The following is a 16,597-nucleotide window of genomic DNA, read 5'->3' as shown; positions in this document are numbered from 1 at the left end:
TTAAAGAGCAGTTGCGACGCGCTTCAGCGCTCTGTCGCGAGGTGGCGTATATTACGCTTTCCTCTTTCAGAGTCAACCCTGAATTTCAGGATTTTTTCTCTTCAACCGACCGGGCTGTTTGTGAAGTGATTCACATCCGCCGTGTCGATGGAGGCGCATTATAGGGAGTTCTCCGCAGGCCGCAACCGCTAAATGACAGAAAAATGACTGACTGCTGCATTCCCCAGCAAAACCCCGCCTTATACCTTTTTACACACAAAGTTATCCACAGCGATGCGAAAAAGTGAAAATTCGCGAGCGTTGCGCAAACGTTTTCGTTAAAATGCTCGCGCTTAACAAGGATGCCTCGTCAGGTGTGTTAGATGAGTTTTTCGCTGGAAAATTCATCTAACGCTCTCTGTAATCGTGAAATCCAGGGGATTTACCATGCAACAACGTCGTCCAGTCCGCCGCGCTCTGCTCAGTGTTTCTGATAAAGCCGGTATCGTCGAATTCGCTCAGGCACTTTCTGCACGTGGTGTAGAGCTGCTGTCCACAGGTGGTACCGCACGCCTGTTAGCAGATAAAGGTCTGCCGGTAACCGAAGTGTCCGATTACACCGGTTTCCCGGAAATGATGGATGGACGCGTCAAAACCCTGCACCCGAAAGTCCACGGCGGCATTCTGGGTCGTCGCGGTCAGGATGATGCCATTATGGAACAGCATGATATCGCGCCCATTGATATGGTTGTCGTTAACCTTTATCCGTTCGCCCAGACCGTGGCGCGTGAAGGCTGCTCTCTGGAAGACGCCGTAGAGAATATTGATATCGGCGGACCGACGATGGTGCGCTCCGCGGCCAAGAACCATAAAGACGTGGCCATTGTGGTGAAGAGCAGCGACTACTCCGCCATTATTAATGAAATGGATGCGAACGAAGGGTCACTGACTCTGGACACCCGTTTCGACCTCGCGATTAAAGCATTCGAACACACCGCCGCGTACGACAGCATGATCGCCAACTACTTCGGTAGCCTGGTGCCGGCTTACCACGGCGAAAGCAAAGATCCTTCCGGCCGCTTCCCACGCACGCTGAACCTGAACTTCATCAAGAAGCAGGATATGCGTTATGGCGAGAACAGCCACCAGCAGGCAGCCTTCTATATAGAAGAAGAGGTAAAAGAAGCTTCTGTCGCTACCGCCCAGCAGGTTCAGGGCAAAGCGCTCTCTTATAACAATATTGCCGATACCGATGCCGCACTGGAGTGTGTGAAAGAGTTCAATGAGCCTGCCTGCGTTATTGTGAAGCACGCGAACCCCTGCGGCGTAGCGGTCAGTACCTCTATCCTGGACGCTTACGATCGCGCCTATAAAACTGACCCAACCTCTGCCTTCGGTGGCATTATCGCGTTTAACCGTGAACTGGATGCCGAAACCGCACAGGCCATTATCTCTCGTCAGTTTGTTGAAGTGATCATCGCGCCATCTGCGTCTGAAGAAGCGCTGAAAATCACCGCCGCGAAACAGAACGTGCGCGTGCTGGTTTGCGGCCAGTGGGCAGAGCGCGTGCCGGGTCTTGATTTCAAACGTGTAAATGGTGGGCTGCTGGTTCAGGATCGCGATTTGGGCATGGTGACAGCCGCTGACCTGCGCGTCGTCACCAAACGTCAGCCAACCGAACAGGAACTGCGTGATGCGCTGTTCTGCTGGAAAGTGGCGAAGTTCGTGAAATCCAACGCCATTGTCTATGCCAAAGAGAACATGACCATCGGGATAGGTGCAGGCCAGATGAGCCGCGTTTACTCTGCGAAAATTGCCGGTATCAAAGCAGGCGACGAAGGCCTGGAAGTAAAAGGTTCTGCCATGGCGTCTGACGCCTTCTTCCCGTTCCGTGACGGTATTGATGCGGCCGCCGCTGTGGGTATCACCTGTGTGATCCAGCCTGGCGGTTCTATCCGTGACGACGAAGTCATTGCCGCTGCCGACGAACACGGCATTGCGATGATCTTCACCGATATGCGTCACTTCCGTCATTAATTCCCGGAGCAGAAAATGAAAGTATTAGTGATTGGTAACGGCGGGCGCGAGCACGCGCTGGCGTGGAAAGCGGCGCAGTCTCCGCTGGTTGAAACCGTTTTTGTGGCTCCGGGTAATGCGGGTACGGCGCTGGAACCTGCGCTGCAGAACGTCGCCATCGGCGTGACCGATATCCCCGCGCTGCTGAGCTTTGCCCAGAACGAGAAAATCGATCTCACCATCGTCGGCCCGGAAGCGCCACTGGTGATTGGCGTCGTTGACGCGTTCCGTGCTGCAGGGCTGAAAATCTTCGGTCCGACGGAAGGCGCTGCACAACTGGAAGGGTCTAAAGTCTTTACCAAGGATTTCCTTGCGCGTCATAACATCCCGACGGCGGAATACCAGAACTTCACCGAAGTCGAGCCCGCGCTGGCTTACTTACGTGAAAAAGGCGCGCCGATTGTGATCAAAGCCGACGGTCTGGCTGCCGGTAAAGGTGTTATCGTCGCGATGACGCTCGAAGAAGCCGAAGCAGCCGTACAGGATATGCTGGCAGGCAATGCCTTTGGCGACGCGGGCCACCGCATCGTGATCGAAGAGTTCCTTGATGGCGAAGAGGCGAGCTTTATTGTAATGGTGGATGGCGAACACGTTCTGCCGATGGCCACCAGCCAGGACCATAAGCGCGTGGGCAATGCGGATACCGGGCCGAATACCGGTGGTATGGGCGCTTACTCTCCTGCCCCTGTGGTGACGGATGAAGTGCATCAGCGCACCATGGACCGTATCATCTGGCCAACCGTAAAAGGAATGGCTGCCGAGGGTAACACTTACACCGGTTTCCTCTATGCGGGCCTGATGATTGACAAGCAGGGCAATCCGAAGGTGATCGAATTTAACTGCCGCTTCGGCGATCCAGAAACTCAGCCAATCATGCTGCGCATGAAATCTGACCTGGTGGAGCTGTGCCTGGCCGCATGCGACGGCAAGCTGGATGAGAAAACCTCAGAGTGGGACGAACGCGCGTCTCTGGGCGTGGTGATTGCTGCGGGCGGTTATCCTGGCCACTACAACACCGGAGATGAGATCCATGGCCTGCCACTGGAAGAAACCAAAGGTGCCAAGGTGTTCCACGCCGGAACGAAACTGGCTGACGACGATCGCGTACTGACCAATGGTGGTCGCGTACTGTGTGCCACCGCGCTGGGTCATACCGTTGCCGAAGCGCAGAAGCGCGCCTATGCGCTGATGGCGGATATCCACTGGAACGGTAGCTTTAGCCGTCAGGATATCGGTTATCGTGCGATTGCACGTGAGCAGGGGGAGTAATCCCCCCTCATCCTAACCCTCTCCCTGAAGGGAGAGGGGATTTACGTCAAAAACTCTTTTCTGTCGGCTGCCAGGTGCAGAAATCTTCGTTCGCCACCAGCAACAGCTGAGAGCCTTCAGGCGCTTCAAGCCACGCCACACTCACTTCCATCGATGAATGACGCTGACGGCGCTGAATATGTTCGGTTGCCCAGGATTCAAGATCAGGTTTGACTGTCTGCCCTTCGCAGGTAGTGACCGTACCATCGGTATGCCAGCGCCCCTGACGCAGCACCACGCGTCCCTGACGCAGCGCATCACTGGTCTGGCGGATTTGTCCGGCACGATAACGATAGAGAGCAACCTGATCGCTGGAGAGTTGCTGTTTTTGACCGTTGACTTCACGCTGCATAAAGCTCAGCTCGCCGTGGTCATCAAACCGCACTTTTACATGTTCGGGGGTTTTGCCGTAGATATTGAGTTCTATGAATGACAGGTCGTCTCCCTGCCAGCGATACTCTGCGGTCGATGTATTGCCGTTATGCCACGGGCTAAAAGCGGAAAGCAGATGCACTTCACCGCCAGAATCTTTACGCCAGATCCTCACCGCTCCCTGGTTGTCAGCGTAACCGCTGGCGGTAAACGGTGGTAAAGAGGTGTCATGGCTACAGGCGGAAAGCAGTAACACGCCCGCCAGCGCGAGCGCGCCACGCCAGAATGACAAAAGGGGCGTTGCCGCCCCTTCGTTAAAACTGTTCACTGCCACGCGTCTTACTTAACTGCGTCTTTCAGTGCTTTACCAGAAACAAATGCCGGCACGTTAGCTGCGGCGATTTTGATTTCTTTACCGGTCTGCGGGTTGCGGCCAGTACGCTCAGCGCGGTGGTTCACTTTGAAGGTACCGAAACCAACCAGTTGTACAGCATCGCCTTCTTTCAGAGACTCAGTAATAGCAGCCAGGGTAGATTCCAGAGCAGCTTTAGCCTGCACTTTAGACAGATCAGCCTTGTCCGCAATTACATCAATCAGTTGAGTCTTGTTCATAAGTTATCCTTTCAATGTGTTTATCGCTTGCTAAGCATCGAGTGCGACGAAAATGCCAAAATAGCACTCTCCTGCATACACGCACCGATAGCCACTTTTTTTCGCCCCCCAAATGTAGACCAGACGGGGGGCAGAAGGGAAGAGTCGAGGTGCGACAAAACAGGCGTTAAATCACGTTTTGTTGTCTCATTGGTTAAAAATTATACCAATATTACTCTCGCCGGCCTCACGCAAGTCCGCACGCAGCCCTTTTATCAGCTCAATATCGCGTTCTTCACACTCTGCCAGCAGGCGGAAAATCTCCCACTGAATATCCCATTCCTGTTCAACCGCAGGGTTAGCCCGCAGTTCTTCGTCGGTCATTTCACGGCCTGCCTGGGTCATTTCCAGCATCGCTACGGTCGTAATGGATGCCTTACTGACTTCAATAGCGTGCTCCAGCGTTTCACCGCTCAGACGAGAGTGAATCAGTTCGCTTAACGCTACGCAGGCATCAATTGCCGGATAGACACCGTACAGATCAAAATCATCCGCCACCGGAATAGCCTCTTCGAGCTTTTCCAGCTGAGAGTCGAAGTTCACCTTTGCGTCTTTGACCGTCAGCGTTTCCCAGATGAGGTCGAGGATCCGGCGATAAATATGGCCATCACCAAACTCCGTCTGCTTGCAGAACGCGGCGTAGTTCGGATACATGCGCTCGCACAGGCAAGCCATAAAGGTGACGTGCTGCCAGCTTTCCAGCTTCTCAAGGCGCAGGTGAATCGGGTTTTGTAGCATGATGAGATCTCGAATCGAAAATTAGCCGCAGTTTACCTGATTCATCACTGAATTTCCTGCCAACGAACAAAAGCCGGACGAGCAGAGGCCACCGCATCTGCCCAGCGCGTGGGCTCAGGTAAACGGTAACCCTTCATACAACGCTGCACCCAAGCCAGGGCGCTGTCCATGCTCACACGGTGCCCGGTTGCGATAAACAGCGGGTTACAGCGCGCTTTACTGCGCCAGACCCATGCCAGTTGCTCACCCTTATCGATAAGCGGCGCCAGCGCGCCCGGCTCGGCGGAGAGCGGCTCAAATGCACCGCACAGGCGTTTTTTGGCCACACCGATGGTGGGTACATCCACCAGCAGACCAAAGTGGCTGGCAACGCCTAAGCGACGCGGGTGAGAGATACCGTGTCCATCAACAAACAGCAGATCGGGTTTTTGTGAGAGTTGCTCCCACGCTGCGAGCAGCGCGGGGTATTCACGGAAGGAGAGAAAGCCCGGTATGTACGGCATGGTGGTGGCGATACGCGCCACTTTGTACTCCACCAGCTCAAGTGAGGGATACTTCAGCAGCACCATCGCCGCCCGCGTCACTTCACCGCCCTGCTCAAACCCGACATCCGCACCGCCTATATACTGCGGGGGATCCTTATCCAGACGATCCTCGCGGACCACGGATGAAGCCAGTTCTATCTGTTGAGCGCGTAATGACGCGAGATCCATAACCACTCCTTATTTGTGATATTGCGCAGAAAGTCGGTGCACCGCCTCCACAAACGCGCCAGCGTGCTCTGGCGGAACGTCCTGATGGATACCGTGCCCGAGGTTAAACACGTGCCCTTCCCCCTGGCCAAAGCCAGCCAGAATAGACGCCACCTCTTCTTCAATACGGGCAGGCTGCGCGTAGAGCATGGACGGATCCATATTGCCCTGCAGCGCCACTTTGTCACCCACGCGACGGCGCGCGTCGGCGATATCGGTGGTCCAGTCGAGACCCAGCGCATCGCAGCCGGTCGCCGCCATGGCTTCCAGCCACTGACCGCCGCCTTTGGTGAACAGCGTGACCGGCACACGGCGGCCTTCATTTTCACGCAGCAGGCCATCAACGATTTTGTGCATGTAGTAGAGCGAAAATTGCTGATAATCGCGCCCGGTCAGCACACCGCCCCAGGTATCGAAAATCATCACCGACTGCGCACCCGCTTTGATCTGCGCGTTCAGATAGAGGGTGACGCTTTTCGCCAGCTTATCGAGTAGCGCATGCAGGGCCAGCGGCTCTGCATACATCATCTTTTTGATCACGGTAAAGGCTTTACTGCTGCCGCCTTCAACCATATAAGTCGCCAGCGTCCACGGACTGCCGGAGAAGCCAATCAGCGGGACTTCGCCTTTCAGTTCACGACGAATGGTGCGCACGGCATTCATCACATAGCCCAGCTCCTGTTCAGGATCGGGAACGGGCAGCTTATCAACGTCCGCTTTGCTTTTGATTGGGGAAGTGAAACGCGGGCCTTCGCCGGTTTCGAAATAGAGCCCAAGGCCCATCGCATCCGGAATGGTCAGAATGTCCGAAAAGAGAATGGCGGCATCCAGCGGGAAGCGGCGCAGCGGCTGGAGCGTGACTTCACACGCCAGCTCGGCATTTTTGCACAGCGACATAAAATCGCCCGCCTGCGCACGCGTGGCTTTGTACTCTGGCAAATAGCGTCCCGCCTGGCGCATCATCCACACCGGGGTGACATCAACGGGCTGGCGCAGCAGCGCACGCAGATAACGATCGTTTTTCAGTTCGGTCATTTTTGCAGTTCCTTAAGCGTCATGGCCTCAGTGTAACATGTCACTCAGCATCAGCCCGACACATTGCTACGGTATCTTCTATCAGCCGACGGGCGACGGTGCCTGGGGGTGGCAGCAGCGGCAAATCGTCATAACGATACCAGTTCGCCTCCAGCAACTCTTTCTGGTCGATGACAATCTCGCCGCTGTCATAATCGGCCATAAAGGCCGTCATCAGCGACTGCGGGAACGGCCACGGCTGCGAGGTAACATAGCGCAGGTTTTTAACCTTAATCCCGCTCTCTTCCATCACTTCCCGCGCCACCGCCTGTTCCAGCGTTTCGCCCACCTCGACGAACCCGGCCAGCACGGTATGAATGCCGTTGCGGTGGCGGGTGTGCTGCGCCAGCAGGATGGAATCGTCACGACGGATAGCGACGATAATGCACGGCGCAATTTGCGGGTAGTAGCGCTCACGGCAGTGGCTGCAGAGCATCGCCCACTCGGTTTTACTGGGGTGCATGGTGTGACCACAGTAGCCGCAGTACTTATGCGAACGGTAAAACTCAGCCAGCTGCACACCCCGGCCCGCCAGCTGGAACAAACCCACATCCTGATCCAGCACCTGACGAACCGATCCCATGTCATTGCGGCGTGGCTGTTGGATCAACCACACGGGTTCACCCTGCCATTCCCCGATCTTCAGCGCGGGCAGGCCGACAAGATCAAATTTTTCTGCTGCGCCATAGGGTATTTCCCCGGCAGGCAACCATAATTTTTGTTCGTGACTGACGATCCACCAACCCAGATCTGATTTTTCAATAATACGATCCATATCTATTGCACTACCTTCGCTTCACTGACATGTTGTTAGCATTGTGGTTACATTTTGGATAAGCAGATTCAATTCTCAACCTTGCGGAGTCAACCATGTTAAACCAGCTAGAGAGCCTGACTGAGCGCGTTAGAGGAAGTAACAAACTGGTGGATCGCTGGCTACATGTGCGCAAGCATCTACTCGTGGCTTATTACAATCTGGTCGGTATTAAGCCTGGCAAAGAATCGTTTATGCGGTTGAATGAAAAAGCGCTGGATGATTTTTGTCAGAGCCTGGTCGACTATCTGTCCGACGGCCATTTCAATATTTATGAACGCATTATCCGCGAAATGGAAGGGACTACACCGTATTTAGCAGCCAGCAAACTCTATCCGCTGCTGGAAGCTAACACCCAGCAGATCATGGATTACTACGATTCCACGCTTGAGAACGCTATCGATCACGATAACTATCTTGAGTTTCAGCAGGCGCTTTCCGACCTCGGCGAAGCGCTGGAAGAGCGATTCACGCTGGAAGATAAGCTGATCGCCCTCGCCCTGGATCACGGCCTGGATGTGAGCCACGAAGATAACGTCGCGCGACCTGCTTGAGTTCTTAATCGTTAACGAGTAATTTACAACCATTCGCCCCTCTGCGGAGGGGGATTTTTCTTGTCGGAGTGCCCAGTGTGCAAGCACGGGCTGAGACCGTTAATTCGGGATCCGCGGAACCTGATCAGGCTAATACCTGCGAAGGGAACAAGAGTCACACTGCTGTTGTATCGCCCCCAGGGCGATCCTCTCTTGCTTCATCCGTCGTCTGACAAGCCATGTCCTTCACTTTTGGAATGAGCTATGTCTACAACAAAACTGACCCGCCGCGAACAGCGCGCACAAGCCCAACACTTCATCGACACTCTGGAAGGCACCGCTTTCCCGAACTCAAAACGCATTTACATCACCGGTTCACAGGCGGATATCCGCGTGCCAATGCGTGAAATCCAGCTTAGCCCGACCCTTATCGGTGGCAGCAAAGCGCACCCGCAGTATGAAGATAACGAAGCCGTTCCGGTGTATGACACTTCCGGTCCGTACGGCGATCCTGCGGTTGCCATTAACGTTCAGCAGGGGCTGGCGAAATTGCGCCAGCCGTGGATTGACGCGCGTAACGACTGCGAAGAGCTCTCTGACCGCAGCTCGGCGTACACCAAAGCGCGTCTGGCCGACGATGGTCTTGATGAGCTGCGCTTCGCCGGGTTGCTGACGCCGAAACGCGCGAAAGCGGGTAAATGCGTTACCCAGCTGCACTATGCCCGCCAGGGCATCGTTACGCCGGAGATGGAGTTTATCGCCATTCGTGAAAACATGGGTCGCGAGCGTATCCGCAGCGAGGTGTTACGCCACCAGCATCCGGGAGAAGGCTTCGGGGCACGTTTGCCGGAAAACATCACGCCGGAGTTTGTGCGTGATGAAGTGGCCGCTGGCCGTGCGATTATCCCTGCCAACATCAATCACCCGGAATCTGAACCAATGATCATTGGCCGCAACTTCCTGGTGAAGGTCAACGCCAATATCGGCAACTCGGCCGTGACCTCCTCCATCGAAGAAGAGGTGGAAAAACTGGTCTGGTCGACACGCTGGGGCGCGGACACGGTGATGGATCTCTCCACCGGGCGTTACATCCACGAAACCCGCGAGTGGATCCTGCGCAATAGCCCGGTGCCTATCGGAACGGTGCCCGTTTATCAGGCACTGGAGAAGGTGAACGGTATTGCCGAAGACCTTACCTGGGAAGCCTTCCGCGACACGTTGCTGGAGCAGGCCGAGCAGGGAGTCGACTACTTCACCATTCACGCGGGCGTGCTGCTGCGCTACGTGCCGATGACGGCGAAGCGTCTGACCGGTATTGTCTCGCGCGGCGGCTCTATCATGGCCAAATGGTGCCTGTCGCACCATAAAGAAAACTTCCTCTACGAACACTTCCGCGAGATCTGTGAAATCTGTGCCGCGTACGATGTCTCCCTGTCGCTGGGCGACGGCCTGCGTCCGGGCTCCATTCGTGATGCCAACGACGAAGCGCAGTTTGCCGAACTGCATACCCTGGGTGAGCTGACCAAAATCGCCTGGGAGTATGACGTGCAGGTGATGATTGAAGGCCCGGGACACGTGCCAATGCAGATGATCCGCCGCAACATGACCGAAGAGCTGGAGCACTGCCACGAAGCGCCATTCTATACCCTGGGGCCGTTGACCACGGATATCGCTCCGGGCTATGACCACTTCACCTCCGGGATTGGTGCGGCGATGATCGGCTGGTTCGGCTGCGCCATGCTCTGCTATGTGACGCCGAAAGAGCACCTCGGCCTGCCCAACAAAGAGGATGTGAAGCAGGGGCTGATCACCTACAAAATCGCCGCCCACGCCGCGGATCTGGCCAAAGGCCACCCTGGCGCGCAAATCCGCGACAACGCTATGTCGAAGGCGCGCTTTGAATTCCGCTGGGAAGACCAGTTCAACCTGGCGCTCGATCCTTTCACTGCCCGCGCGTATCACGATGAAACCCTGCCGCAGGAGTCGGGTAAAGTGGCGCACTTCTGCTCCATGTGCGGGCCAAAATTCTGCTCGATGAAAATCAGCCAGGAAGTCCGTGACTACGCCGCCACGCAAACCATTGAAGTGGGTATGGCGGATATGTCAGAAACCTTCCGGGCGAAGGGCGGCGAAATCTACCTCAAAAAAGAGGAGGCGTAATGTATCAGCCTGATTTCCCCTCCGTTCCCTTCCGTTTAGGGCTCTATCCGGTGGTGGACAGCGTAGCGTGGATCGAACGCCTGCTGGCGTGCGGCGTTCGCACAATCCAGCTGCGCATCAAGGATAAACGTGATGACGAGGTGGAGGCCGATGTGGTTGCCGCCATCGCGCTGGGGCGTCGCTACGACGCGCGCCTGTTTATCAACGACTACTGGCGACTGGCCGTTAAGCACCAGGCGTACGGTGTGCATCTGGGTCAGGAGGACCTGGAAACAACGGACCTGAGCGCTATCCGGGACGCTGGATTAAGACTGGGGGTGTCAACACACGACGACATGGAGATCGACGTGGCGCTGGCGGCTCGCCCTTCGTACATCGCACTTGGCCATGTTTTTCCGACGCAGACCAAACAGATGCCCTCTGCCCCACAGGGGCTGACGCAGCTGGCGGCGCACGTTAAACGCCTTGCCGATTACCCTACCGTCGCGATCGGTGGGATCAGCCTGGAACGCGCTCCTGCCGTGCTGGATACCGGTGTCGGCAGTATCGCTGTCGTCAGCGCCATTACCCAGGCGGCAGACTGGCAGGCCGCCACCGCACAGCTGTTAAAGCTGGCAGGAGCAGGCGATGAATGATCGTGATTTTATGCGCTACAGCCGCCAGATCCTGCTGGAGGATATCGCCATTGACGGGCAGCAAAAGCTGCTCGCCAGCCGGGTCCTGATTGTTGGTCTGGGCGGATTAGGCGCTCCTGCCGCGCTCTATCTGGCAGGCGCGGGCGTGGGCACGCTGGTTCTGGCCGATGATGACGAGGTACATATCAGTAACCTGCAGCGACAAATCCTCTTCACCACGGAGGATGTTAACCAGCCCAAAGCGCAAATCACCCGCAAAAGGCTGAAGCAGTTAAACCCGGACATCACGCTCATCGCGCACCAGGAGCGACTCCACGGCGACACTCTGCAGCGCGAAGTCGCCCTTGCTGATGCGGTGCTGGACTGCACCGACAATATGGCGACCCGCCAGGCCATTAACGCCGCCTGCGTGGCACAGAATACGCCGCTTATCACCGCCAGTGCGGTCGGTTTCGGCGGGCAGATGATGGTGCTGACCCCGCCCTGGGCGCAGGGCTGTTATCGCTGCCTGTGGCCGGATGATGCCGAGCCGGAGCGCAACTGCCGCACCGCGGGCATACTGGGCCCGGTGGTAGGCGTGATGGGGACCCTGCAGGCGCTGGAAGCCATTAAATTGCTCAGCGGTATGGAAACAGAGCGCAATACGCTGCGGCTGTTTGATGCCCGCTCCAGCGGCTGGCGTCATCTGGCACTGCACCGCGCCAGCCACTGTCCGGTGTGCGGAGGCCGCAATGCGCATTCTGTTTAATGATGAGCCGATGAAATGCGATGACGGTCTCACCGTTGCCGCGCTGCTCGAGAAGCTGCGCCAGCTCAAGCCGGGAACGGCGCTGGCGCTTAATCAACAGATCCTGCCGCGTGAGCAGTGGGAACATCAGCAGGTGAGCGAAGGCGACCAGATCCTGCTGTTTCAGGTTATCGCCGGGGGCTGAGATGTTACGTATTGCTGATAAAGTCTTTGATTCACATCTGTTTACCGGGACCGGAAAATTCGCCTCGCCGCAGCTGATGGTGGATGCCATCCGTGAAAGCGGCAGCCAGCTGGTGACGCTGGCGCTCAAGCGCGTCGATCTGCGCCATCACAGCGACGCCATTCTGGCACCATTGCTGGATGCTGGCGTTACCCTGCTGCCCAATACCTCCGGAGCGAAAACGGCTGAAGAAGCGATTTTTGCGGCTCAGCTGGCTCGTGAAGCGCTGGGTACCCACTGGCTGAAACTGGAAATACATCCGGATGCGCGCTGGCTGTTGCCCGACCCCATCGAAACGTTAAAAGCGGCCGAAAAGCTGGTGCAGCAAGGCTTTACCGTTCTGCCCTACTGCGGGGCCGATCCCGTGCTGTGTAAACGGCTGGAAGAGGTCGGCTGCGCTGCCGTCATGCCGCTGGGCGCTCCAATTGGTTCTAATCAGGGCCTGGAGACCCGCGCCATGCTGGAGATCATCATTGAGCAAGCCACCGTGCCGGTGGTGGTGGATGCAGGCATTGGCGTGCCCAGCCATGCCGCCCAGGCGCTGGAGATGGGAGCAAGTGCCGTGCTGGTGAACACGGCCATTGCGGTCGCCGACGACCCCATCAGGATGGCCCGTGCGTTCCGCATGGCCGTGGAGGCTGGCTTGCTGGCACGAGAGTCTGGCCCGGGAACGCGCAGTTTTCAGGCACAGGCCACCAGCCCGTTGACCGGCTTTCTGGAGGCGCTCTCATGACCACCTTTACCGACCGCTGGCGGCAGCTTAACTGGGACGATATTGCCCTGCGTATCAACAGTAAAACGCAGGCTGACGTGGAGCGCGCCTTACAAGCCCGTCACCTGTCCCGCGACGATATGATGGCCCTGCTCTCTCCGGCGGCGAGCACCTTTCTTGAGCCGATGGCCCAGCGCGCTCAGAGGCTCACCCGCCAGCGTTTTGGCAACACGGTGAGCTTTTACGTACCGCTCTATCTCTCTAACCTGTGCGCGAATGACTGCACCTACTGCGGCTTCTCCATGAGCAACCGCATCAAGCGGAAAACACTCGATGAGAGTGAAATCGCCCGTGAGTGTGCCGCCATCCGTGAAATGGGTTTTGAGCATCTCCTGCTGGTCACGGGTGAACATCAGAGCAAAGTCGGGATGGACTATTTTCGACAGCACTTTCCGGCCATTCGCCGTCAGTTCGCGTCGCTACAGATGGAGGTTCAACCCCTGTCGCAGGAGGAATACGCGGAGCTTAAAACCCTCGGGCTGGACGGAGTGATGGTGTATCAGGAAACCTACCACGAGGCGACGTATGCCCGGCATCACCTGAAGGGAAAGAAACAGGATTTCTTCTTCCGGCTGGAGACCCCGGACAGACTGGGCCGGGCCGGGATCGACAAAATCGGTCTGGGTGCGCTGATTGGGCTATCAGATAGCTGGCGAGTGGATTGCTACATGGTAGCGGAACACCTGCTATGGCTGCAGCAGCACTACTGGCAAAGCCGTTACTCCATCTCTTTCCCACGCTTGCGGCCATGTACGGGAGGTGTTGAACCCGCCTCGGTAATGGACGAACGTCAGCTGGTCCAGGCCATCTGTGCGTTTCGCCTGCTTGCCCCGGAGGTTGAATTATCCCTCTCGACGCGTGAATCTCCTGAGTTTCGTGACCGCGTGATCCCGCTTGCGATTAACAACGTCAGTGCGTTCTCCAAAACGCAGCCAGGGGGCTACGCCGACGACCATCCGGAGCTGGAACAATTTGCGCCACATGATGGTCGACGGCCAGAAGCAGTTGCCGCCGCCCTGACCGCGCAGGGGTTACAACCGGTCTGGAAAGACTGGGATAGTTGGCTGGGAAGAGCCTCGCAAATGCGTTGAAACGCACTGCAAGCCGTTAAAAAATTGTCGAGGCGCTCTGGAGAGTCACAACCGGACGATTGTCATCTATCGTCCGGTTTTTTATTGTCATGCCGTCAGCAACGGAAGCTGACCAGGGCGAAAAGCTTCTTCCTCGTTTCGCCCTGCCTCTGATTCATTGCACACGCCGCCCGCCAGTGAATGAGTATTTTCTTAATGGTTCTTAAGATAAATCATCTCATCTGAAACTGTGTTCCGTATAATTCACAGCTAACCGCAGGACAGCGACTATGCTGAGAGGATATCGGCAGACGAAAAACTCACCATCAGGATTGATGTACAACTCATGGCACTTCACAGCAGAAAGCTCTCTTTTACCCGACCCATTATGCTCAGCTTTGCGGGGATCCTGTGCAGTTTTGCGCTGATCGCGGTCGTGGTTACCCTTTCACAACAAAAAGATTTTCTTGAGGATTATCATAAGATTAATGGTAACTTCACCCACAACCTGGCGGTGAACTACACCGAATCTATCCTGCGTGAAAACGACTATATCCTTGGGCGTTCGGCGCTCTATTTTTCACGCAACGACACGCTGAACGAGATGCTGAACGTCAATCCGTCGCAGGGTTTACAGATGTTGATGCATCTACAGAACCTGATGCCGACCGTCTCTTCCATTTCTCTGACAGACACCCAGGGCCGTTATCTGCGCGCGCCGGAGGTACTTCCCACGGAAAAGAGCAAAACCTTCGATCCCCGGACGCGTCCATGGTTCATCGCCCAGGCGGAAGCCAGCATCTTCAGCCACTATACCCGCCCTTACATGGACTATTTTACCGGGCATCCCACGGTCACTCTTTATAAGCCGTTGATTTCTCCGGAAGGACGGCTCAAGGGTACAATAGCATTTCATCTCGATTTGACCTCCATGGGGTTTACCCTTCGTCAGATGGTAGCGCCTGTACAAGGGGAATTCTTTGTTGTCGAACGCGACGGTGCCGTGGTGCTTCATCCTGATCCGGGCGCACTCTTCAAGCAGTACGTGAGCGAAGCGCTGATGGACAAAATGACCAGCGGCGAAGGCCATCTGTATGATAAAAAAACCAAAGCCTGGTATTACTACTACTCCTTCACCAACCCGGACTGGTTTGTCATCTACCGGGTTTCGGGCGCAACGCTCACCGACATTACCCGCCATGAGACCACTATCGTCGGCTGGGGTTTTGCGCTGGCGGCCATCATTATCATCCTCTTCGGTCTGTACCTGCGCCATGAGTCGCGTACCGTGCTGATGACGATTATCAACGCCATCAAAACCGGCGACGTCAACCAGGCTCCGCGTCTGGAAGCGATGCTTAGCCATACCATCCAGTCCAATAAAGCGCGTGAGATGGCCTATGTGCGCCAGGCCACCCATGATGCACTCACCGGCTGCAAAAACCGCCGGGCATTTGATAGCGATGTAGATGAGCTACTCAGTGCCCACCAGCCTTTCGCCCTGGCGCTGATTGACATCGATAACTTCAAATCGATTAACGACACCTGGGGTCACCTGAGCGGTGATATCGTCCTGCGTAACGTGGCGCGTGAAGGGATCCAGATAATGCAGCCGCATAACGTCTCGGTTTACCGCTACGGTGGAGAAGAGTTCGCAGTGATTTTCCAGGCTGACCAGATCGCTAGCGCATTCTCGTTACTGGACGCGTGGCGTACCGCCGTTGAAAAACGCGTATGGCGGGAAGAAAATCTGCGGGTAACGTTCAGTGCCGGTCTGGGAGAATGGCATTTCGAACCGCTGGAGGAGCTGGTGGGGAGCGTAGATAACGCCCTCTACAGCGCGAAACAGCAGGGAAAAAACCGCATTATTCGAACGTCCGTCGGCTGATTTTCGCTGCCCGGCGCAAAATTGTAACCGGTTTCAGAAAAATGCCGATTTCTTTGTGATGCCTGACACACAATCACGGTAAAGCGGTTGTTGAAGCAGTCTGCACGGGATAATTATCAATAAACACATGTAGATCGAGGCTGATTATGAAGAACATCGTTTTATGCTGTGCAGCGGGAATGTCAACGAGCATGCTGGTTCAACGTATGAAAGACGCCGCGCAGAAAAAAGGGGTTGAAGTCACCATTAAAGCCGTTCCGGTCGCGGAATTTAAAGACAACATCGCGACGGCCGACATCGTATTACTGGGGCCACAGGTTAAATACGAGCAGGCGAAACTTCAGGCCCAGGCCGAGCCGCTGGGTAAAAAGGTCGCGGTGATCGACATGATGGATTACGGCATGATGAAAGGTGATGCCGTACTGGAAAAAGCGCTCAAACTGCTGGAGTCATAATGGAAGACTTAGAAACGACAATCATGGAATTGCTGGTCAACGCGGGTGCGGCGCGCAGTGCTGCCCTGACGGCATTACAGATGGCGCGTAAAGGTGACTTTGACGGGGCCGAAAAGGCGATGGAAGAGTCGCGCGAGTATGTGAAGCATGCGCACACCATTCAGACACAGCTTATTGGTCTTGATGAAGGCACCGGGAAGCTTCCGGTTAACCTGATTACCGTCCATTCTCAGGATCACCTGATGAACGCGATGGTCATCCAGGATCTGGCGGGCGATATGATTGAGCTTTATCGACGCATCCCGTTGCTAAATTAAAAGCTACAGCTGTAAAAAAACCCGCCGAGGCG

Annotated in this window: 18 protein-coding genes and 1 riboswitch; of the genes, 12 read left to right on the top strand and 6 right to left on the bottom strand. The window is 55.9% G+C overall.

Annotated features, from left to right (window positions below):
- The first annotated feature begins 426 nt into the window (after positions 1-426).
- Both purH and purD read left to right on the top strand, forming a co-directional pair.
- Positions 427-2,016, top strand: coding sequence for a bifunctional phosphoribosylaminoimidazolecarboxamide formyltransferase/IMP cyclohydrolase (gene purH, locus ACQG19_RS01275; protein WP_013095020.1), 1,590 nt, complete (start codon positions 427-429; stop codon positions 2,014-2,016).
- A gap of 15 nt (positions 2,017-2,031) precedes the next feature.
- On the top strand, positions 2,032-3,324 hold the full coding sequence (purD, locus tag ACQG19_RS01270; RefSeq protein ID WP_246932943.1) for a phosphoribosylamine--glycine ligase: 1,293 nt from the start codon (positions 2,032-2,034) through the stop codon (positions 3,322-3,324).
- Between the two features lie 46 nt (positions 3,325-3,370).
- Here purD and ACQG19_RS01265 read toward each other — a convergent pair whose 3' ends face one another.
- The 6 genes from ACQG19_RS01265 to nudC form a co-directional block, all read right to left on the bottom strand.
- Positions 3,371-4,063 (bottom strand): DUF1481 domain-containing protein, encoded by a 693-nt coding sequence (locus ACQG19_RS01265; RefSeq protein ID WP_023621286.1) that lies wholly within the window; start codon positions 4,061-4,063, stop codon positions 3,371-3,373.
- An 11-nt stretch (positions 4,064-4,074) separates the two neighbouring features.
- The gene (gene hupA, locus ACQG19_RS01260; RefSeq protein ID WP_002445246.1) at positions 4,075-4,347 is read right to left on the bottom strand and encodes a nucleoid-associated protein HU-alpha; all 273 of its coding nucleotides are present in this window, start codon (positions 4,345-4,347) and stop codon (positions 4,075-4,077) included.
- Between the two features lie 186 nt (positions 4,348-4,533).
- Positions 4,534-5,124: a YjaG family protein gene (locus ACQG19_RS01255; RefSeq protein ID WP_013095017.1), complete on the bottom strand. Its 591-nt coding sequence runs from the start codon at positions 5,122-5,124 to the stop codon at positions 4,534-4,536.
- A 44-nt stretch (positions 5,125-5,168) separates the two neighbouring features.
- Complete coding sequence (gene nfi / locus ACQG19_RS01250) at positions 5,169-5,837, bottom strand: deoxyribonuclease V (protein WP_029883065.1); 669 nt, start codon at positions 5,835-5,837, stop codon at positions 5,169-5,171.
- A gap of 9 nt (positions 5,838-5,846) precedes the next feature.
- Entirely contained in the window at positions 5,847-6,911 is a 1,065-nt protein-coding gene (hemE, locus tag ACQG19_RS01245) for a uroporphyrinogen decarboxylase (RefSeq protein ID WP_020684618.1), read from the bottom strand.
- 40 nt (positions 6,912-6,951) lie between these two features.
- Positions 6,952-7,725, bottom strand: a complete 774-nt coding sequence (nudC, locus tag ACQG19_RS01240; protein WP_013095014.1) for an NAD(+) diphosphatase — start codon at positions 7,723-7,725, stop codon at positions 6,952-6,954.
- 95 nt (positions 7,726-7,820) lie between these two features.
- Between nudC and ACQG19_RS01235 the strand changes: the two genes are divergently transcribed.
- From ACQG19_RS01235 to ACQG19_RS01190, 10 genes are all read left to right on the top strand, one after another.
- Positions 7,821-8,318: an Rsd/AlgQ family anti-sigma factor gene (locus ACQG19_RS01235; protein WP_013095013.1), complete on the top strand. Its 498-nt coding sequence runs from the start codon at positions 7,821-7,823 to the stop codon at positions 8,316-8,318.
- Between the two features lie 54 nt (positions 8,319-8,372).
- A riboswitch (TPP riboswitch) is annotated at positions 8,373-8,482 on the top strand.
- 79 nt (positions 8,483-8,561) lie between these two features.
- Positions 8,562-10,457, top strand: coding sequence for a phosphomethylpyrimidine synthase ThiC (gene thiC / locus ACQG19_RS01230; protein WP_246932941.1), 1,896 nt, complete (start codon positions 8,562-8,564; stop codon positions 10,455-10,457).
- Entirely contained in the window at positions 10,457-11,092 is a 636-nt protein-coding gene (gene thiE, locus ACQG19_RS01225; protein WP_020684621.1) for a thiamine phosphate synthase, read from the top strand. The genes thiC and thiE overlap by 1 nt, the downstream gene beginning before the upstream one ends.
- Complete coding sequence (locus ACQG19_RS01220; protein WP_013095010.1) at positions 11,085-11,840, top strand: HesA/MoeB/ThiF family protein; 756 nt, start codon at positions 11,085-11,087, stop codon at positions 11,838-11,840. The genes thiE and ACQG19_RS01220 overlap by 8 nt, the downstream gene beginning before the upstream one ends.
- A complete protein-coding gene (gene thiS / locus ACQG19_RS01215; RefSeq protein ID WP_013095009.1) occupies positions 11,824-12,024 on the top strand; it encodes a sulfur carrier protein ThiS in 201 nt (66 codons plus the stop codon). The genes ACQG19_RS01220 and thiS overlap by 17 nt, the downstream gene beginning before the upstream one ends.
- 1 nt (position 12,025) lies before the next feature.
- Complete coding sequence (gene thiG / locus ACQG19_RS01210) at positions 12,026-12,796, top strand: thiazole synthase (RefSeq protein WP_013095008.1); 771 nt, start codon at positions 12,026-12,028, stop codon at positions 12,794-12,796.
- The gene (thiH, locus tag ACQG19_RS01205; protein WP_058679394.1) at positions 12,793-13,926 is read left to right on the top strand and encodes a 2-iminoacetate synthase ThiH; all 1,134 of its coding nucleotides are present in this window, start codon (positions 12,793-12,795) and stop codon (positions 13,924-13,926) included. Before thiG ends, thiH begins: the two co-directional genes overlap by 4 nt.
- Positions 13,927-14,251: 325 nt before the next feature.
- Positions 14,252-15,793, top strand: coding sequence for a sensor domain-containing diguanylate cyclase (locus ACQG19_RS01200; RefSeq protein ID WP_028028038.1), 1,542 nt, complete (start codon positions 14,252-14,254; stop codon positions 15,791-15,793).
- A gap of 146 nt (positions 15,794-15,939) precedes the next feature.
- The gene (locus ACQG19_RS01195) at positions 15,940-16,248 is read left to right on the top strand and encodes a PTS sugar transporter subunit IIB (RefSeq protein ID WP_023334100.1); all 309 of its coding nucleotides are present in this window, start codon (positions 15,940-15,942) and stop codon (positions 16,246-16,248) included.
- Positions 16,248-16,565: a PTS lactose/cellobiose transporter subunit IIA gene (locus ACQG19_RS01190; protein ID WP_020684626.1), complete on the top strand. Its 318-nt coding sequence runs from the start codon at positions 16,248-16,250 to the stop codon at positions 16,563-16,565. Before ACQG19_RS01195 ends, ACQG19_RS01190 begins: the two co-directional genes overlap by 1 nt.
- The last annotated feature ends 32 nt before the right edge of the window (positions 16,566-16,597 follow it).

The organism is Enterobacter cloacae complex sp. 277I4 (assembly GCF_050031465.1).
GTDB classification, from domain to species: Bacteria; Pseudomonadota; Gammaproteobacteria; order Enterobacterales; family Enterobacteriaceae; genus Enterobacter; species Enterobacter cloacae.
Note: the sequence above shows the minus strand (reverse complement) of the source record. Positions and strands in the feature narration are given on the sequence as shown.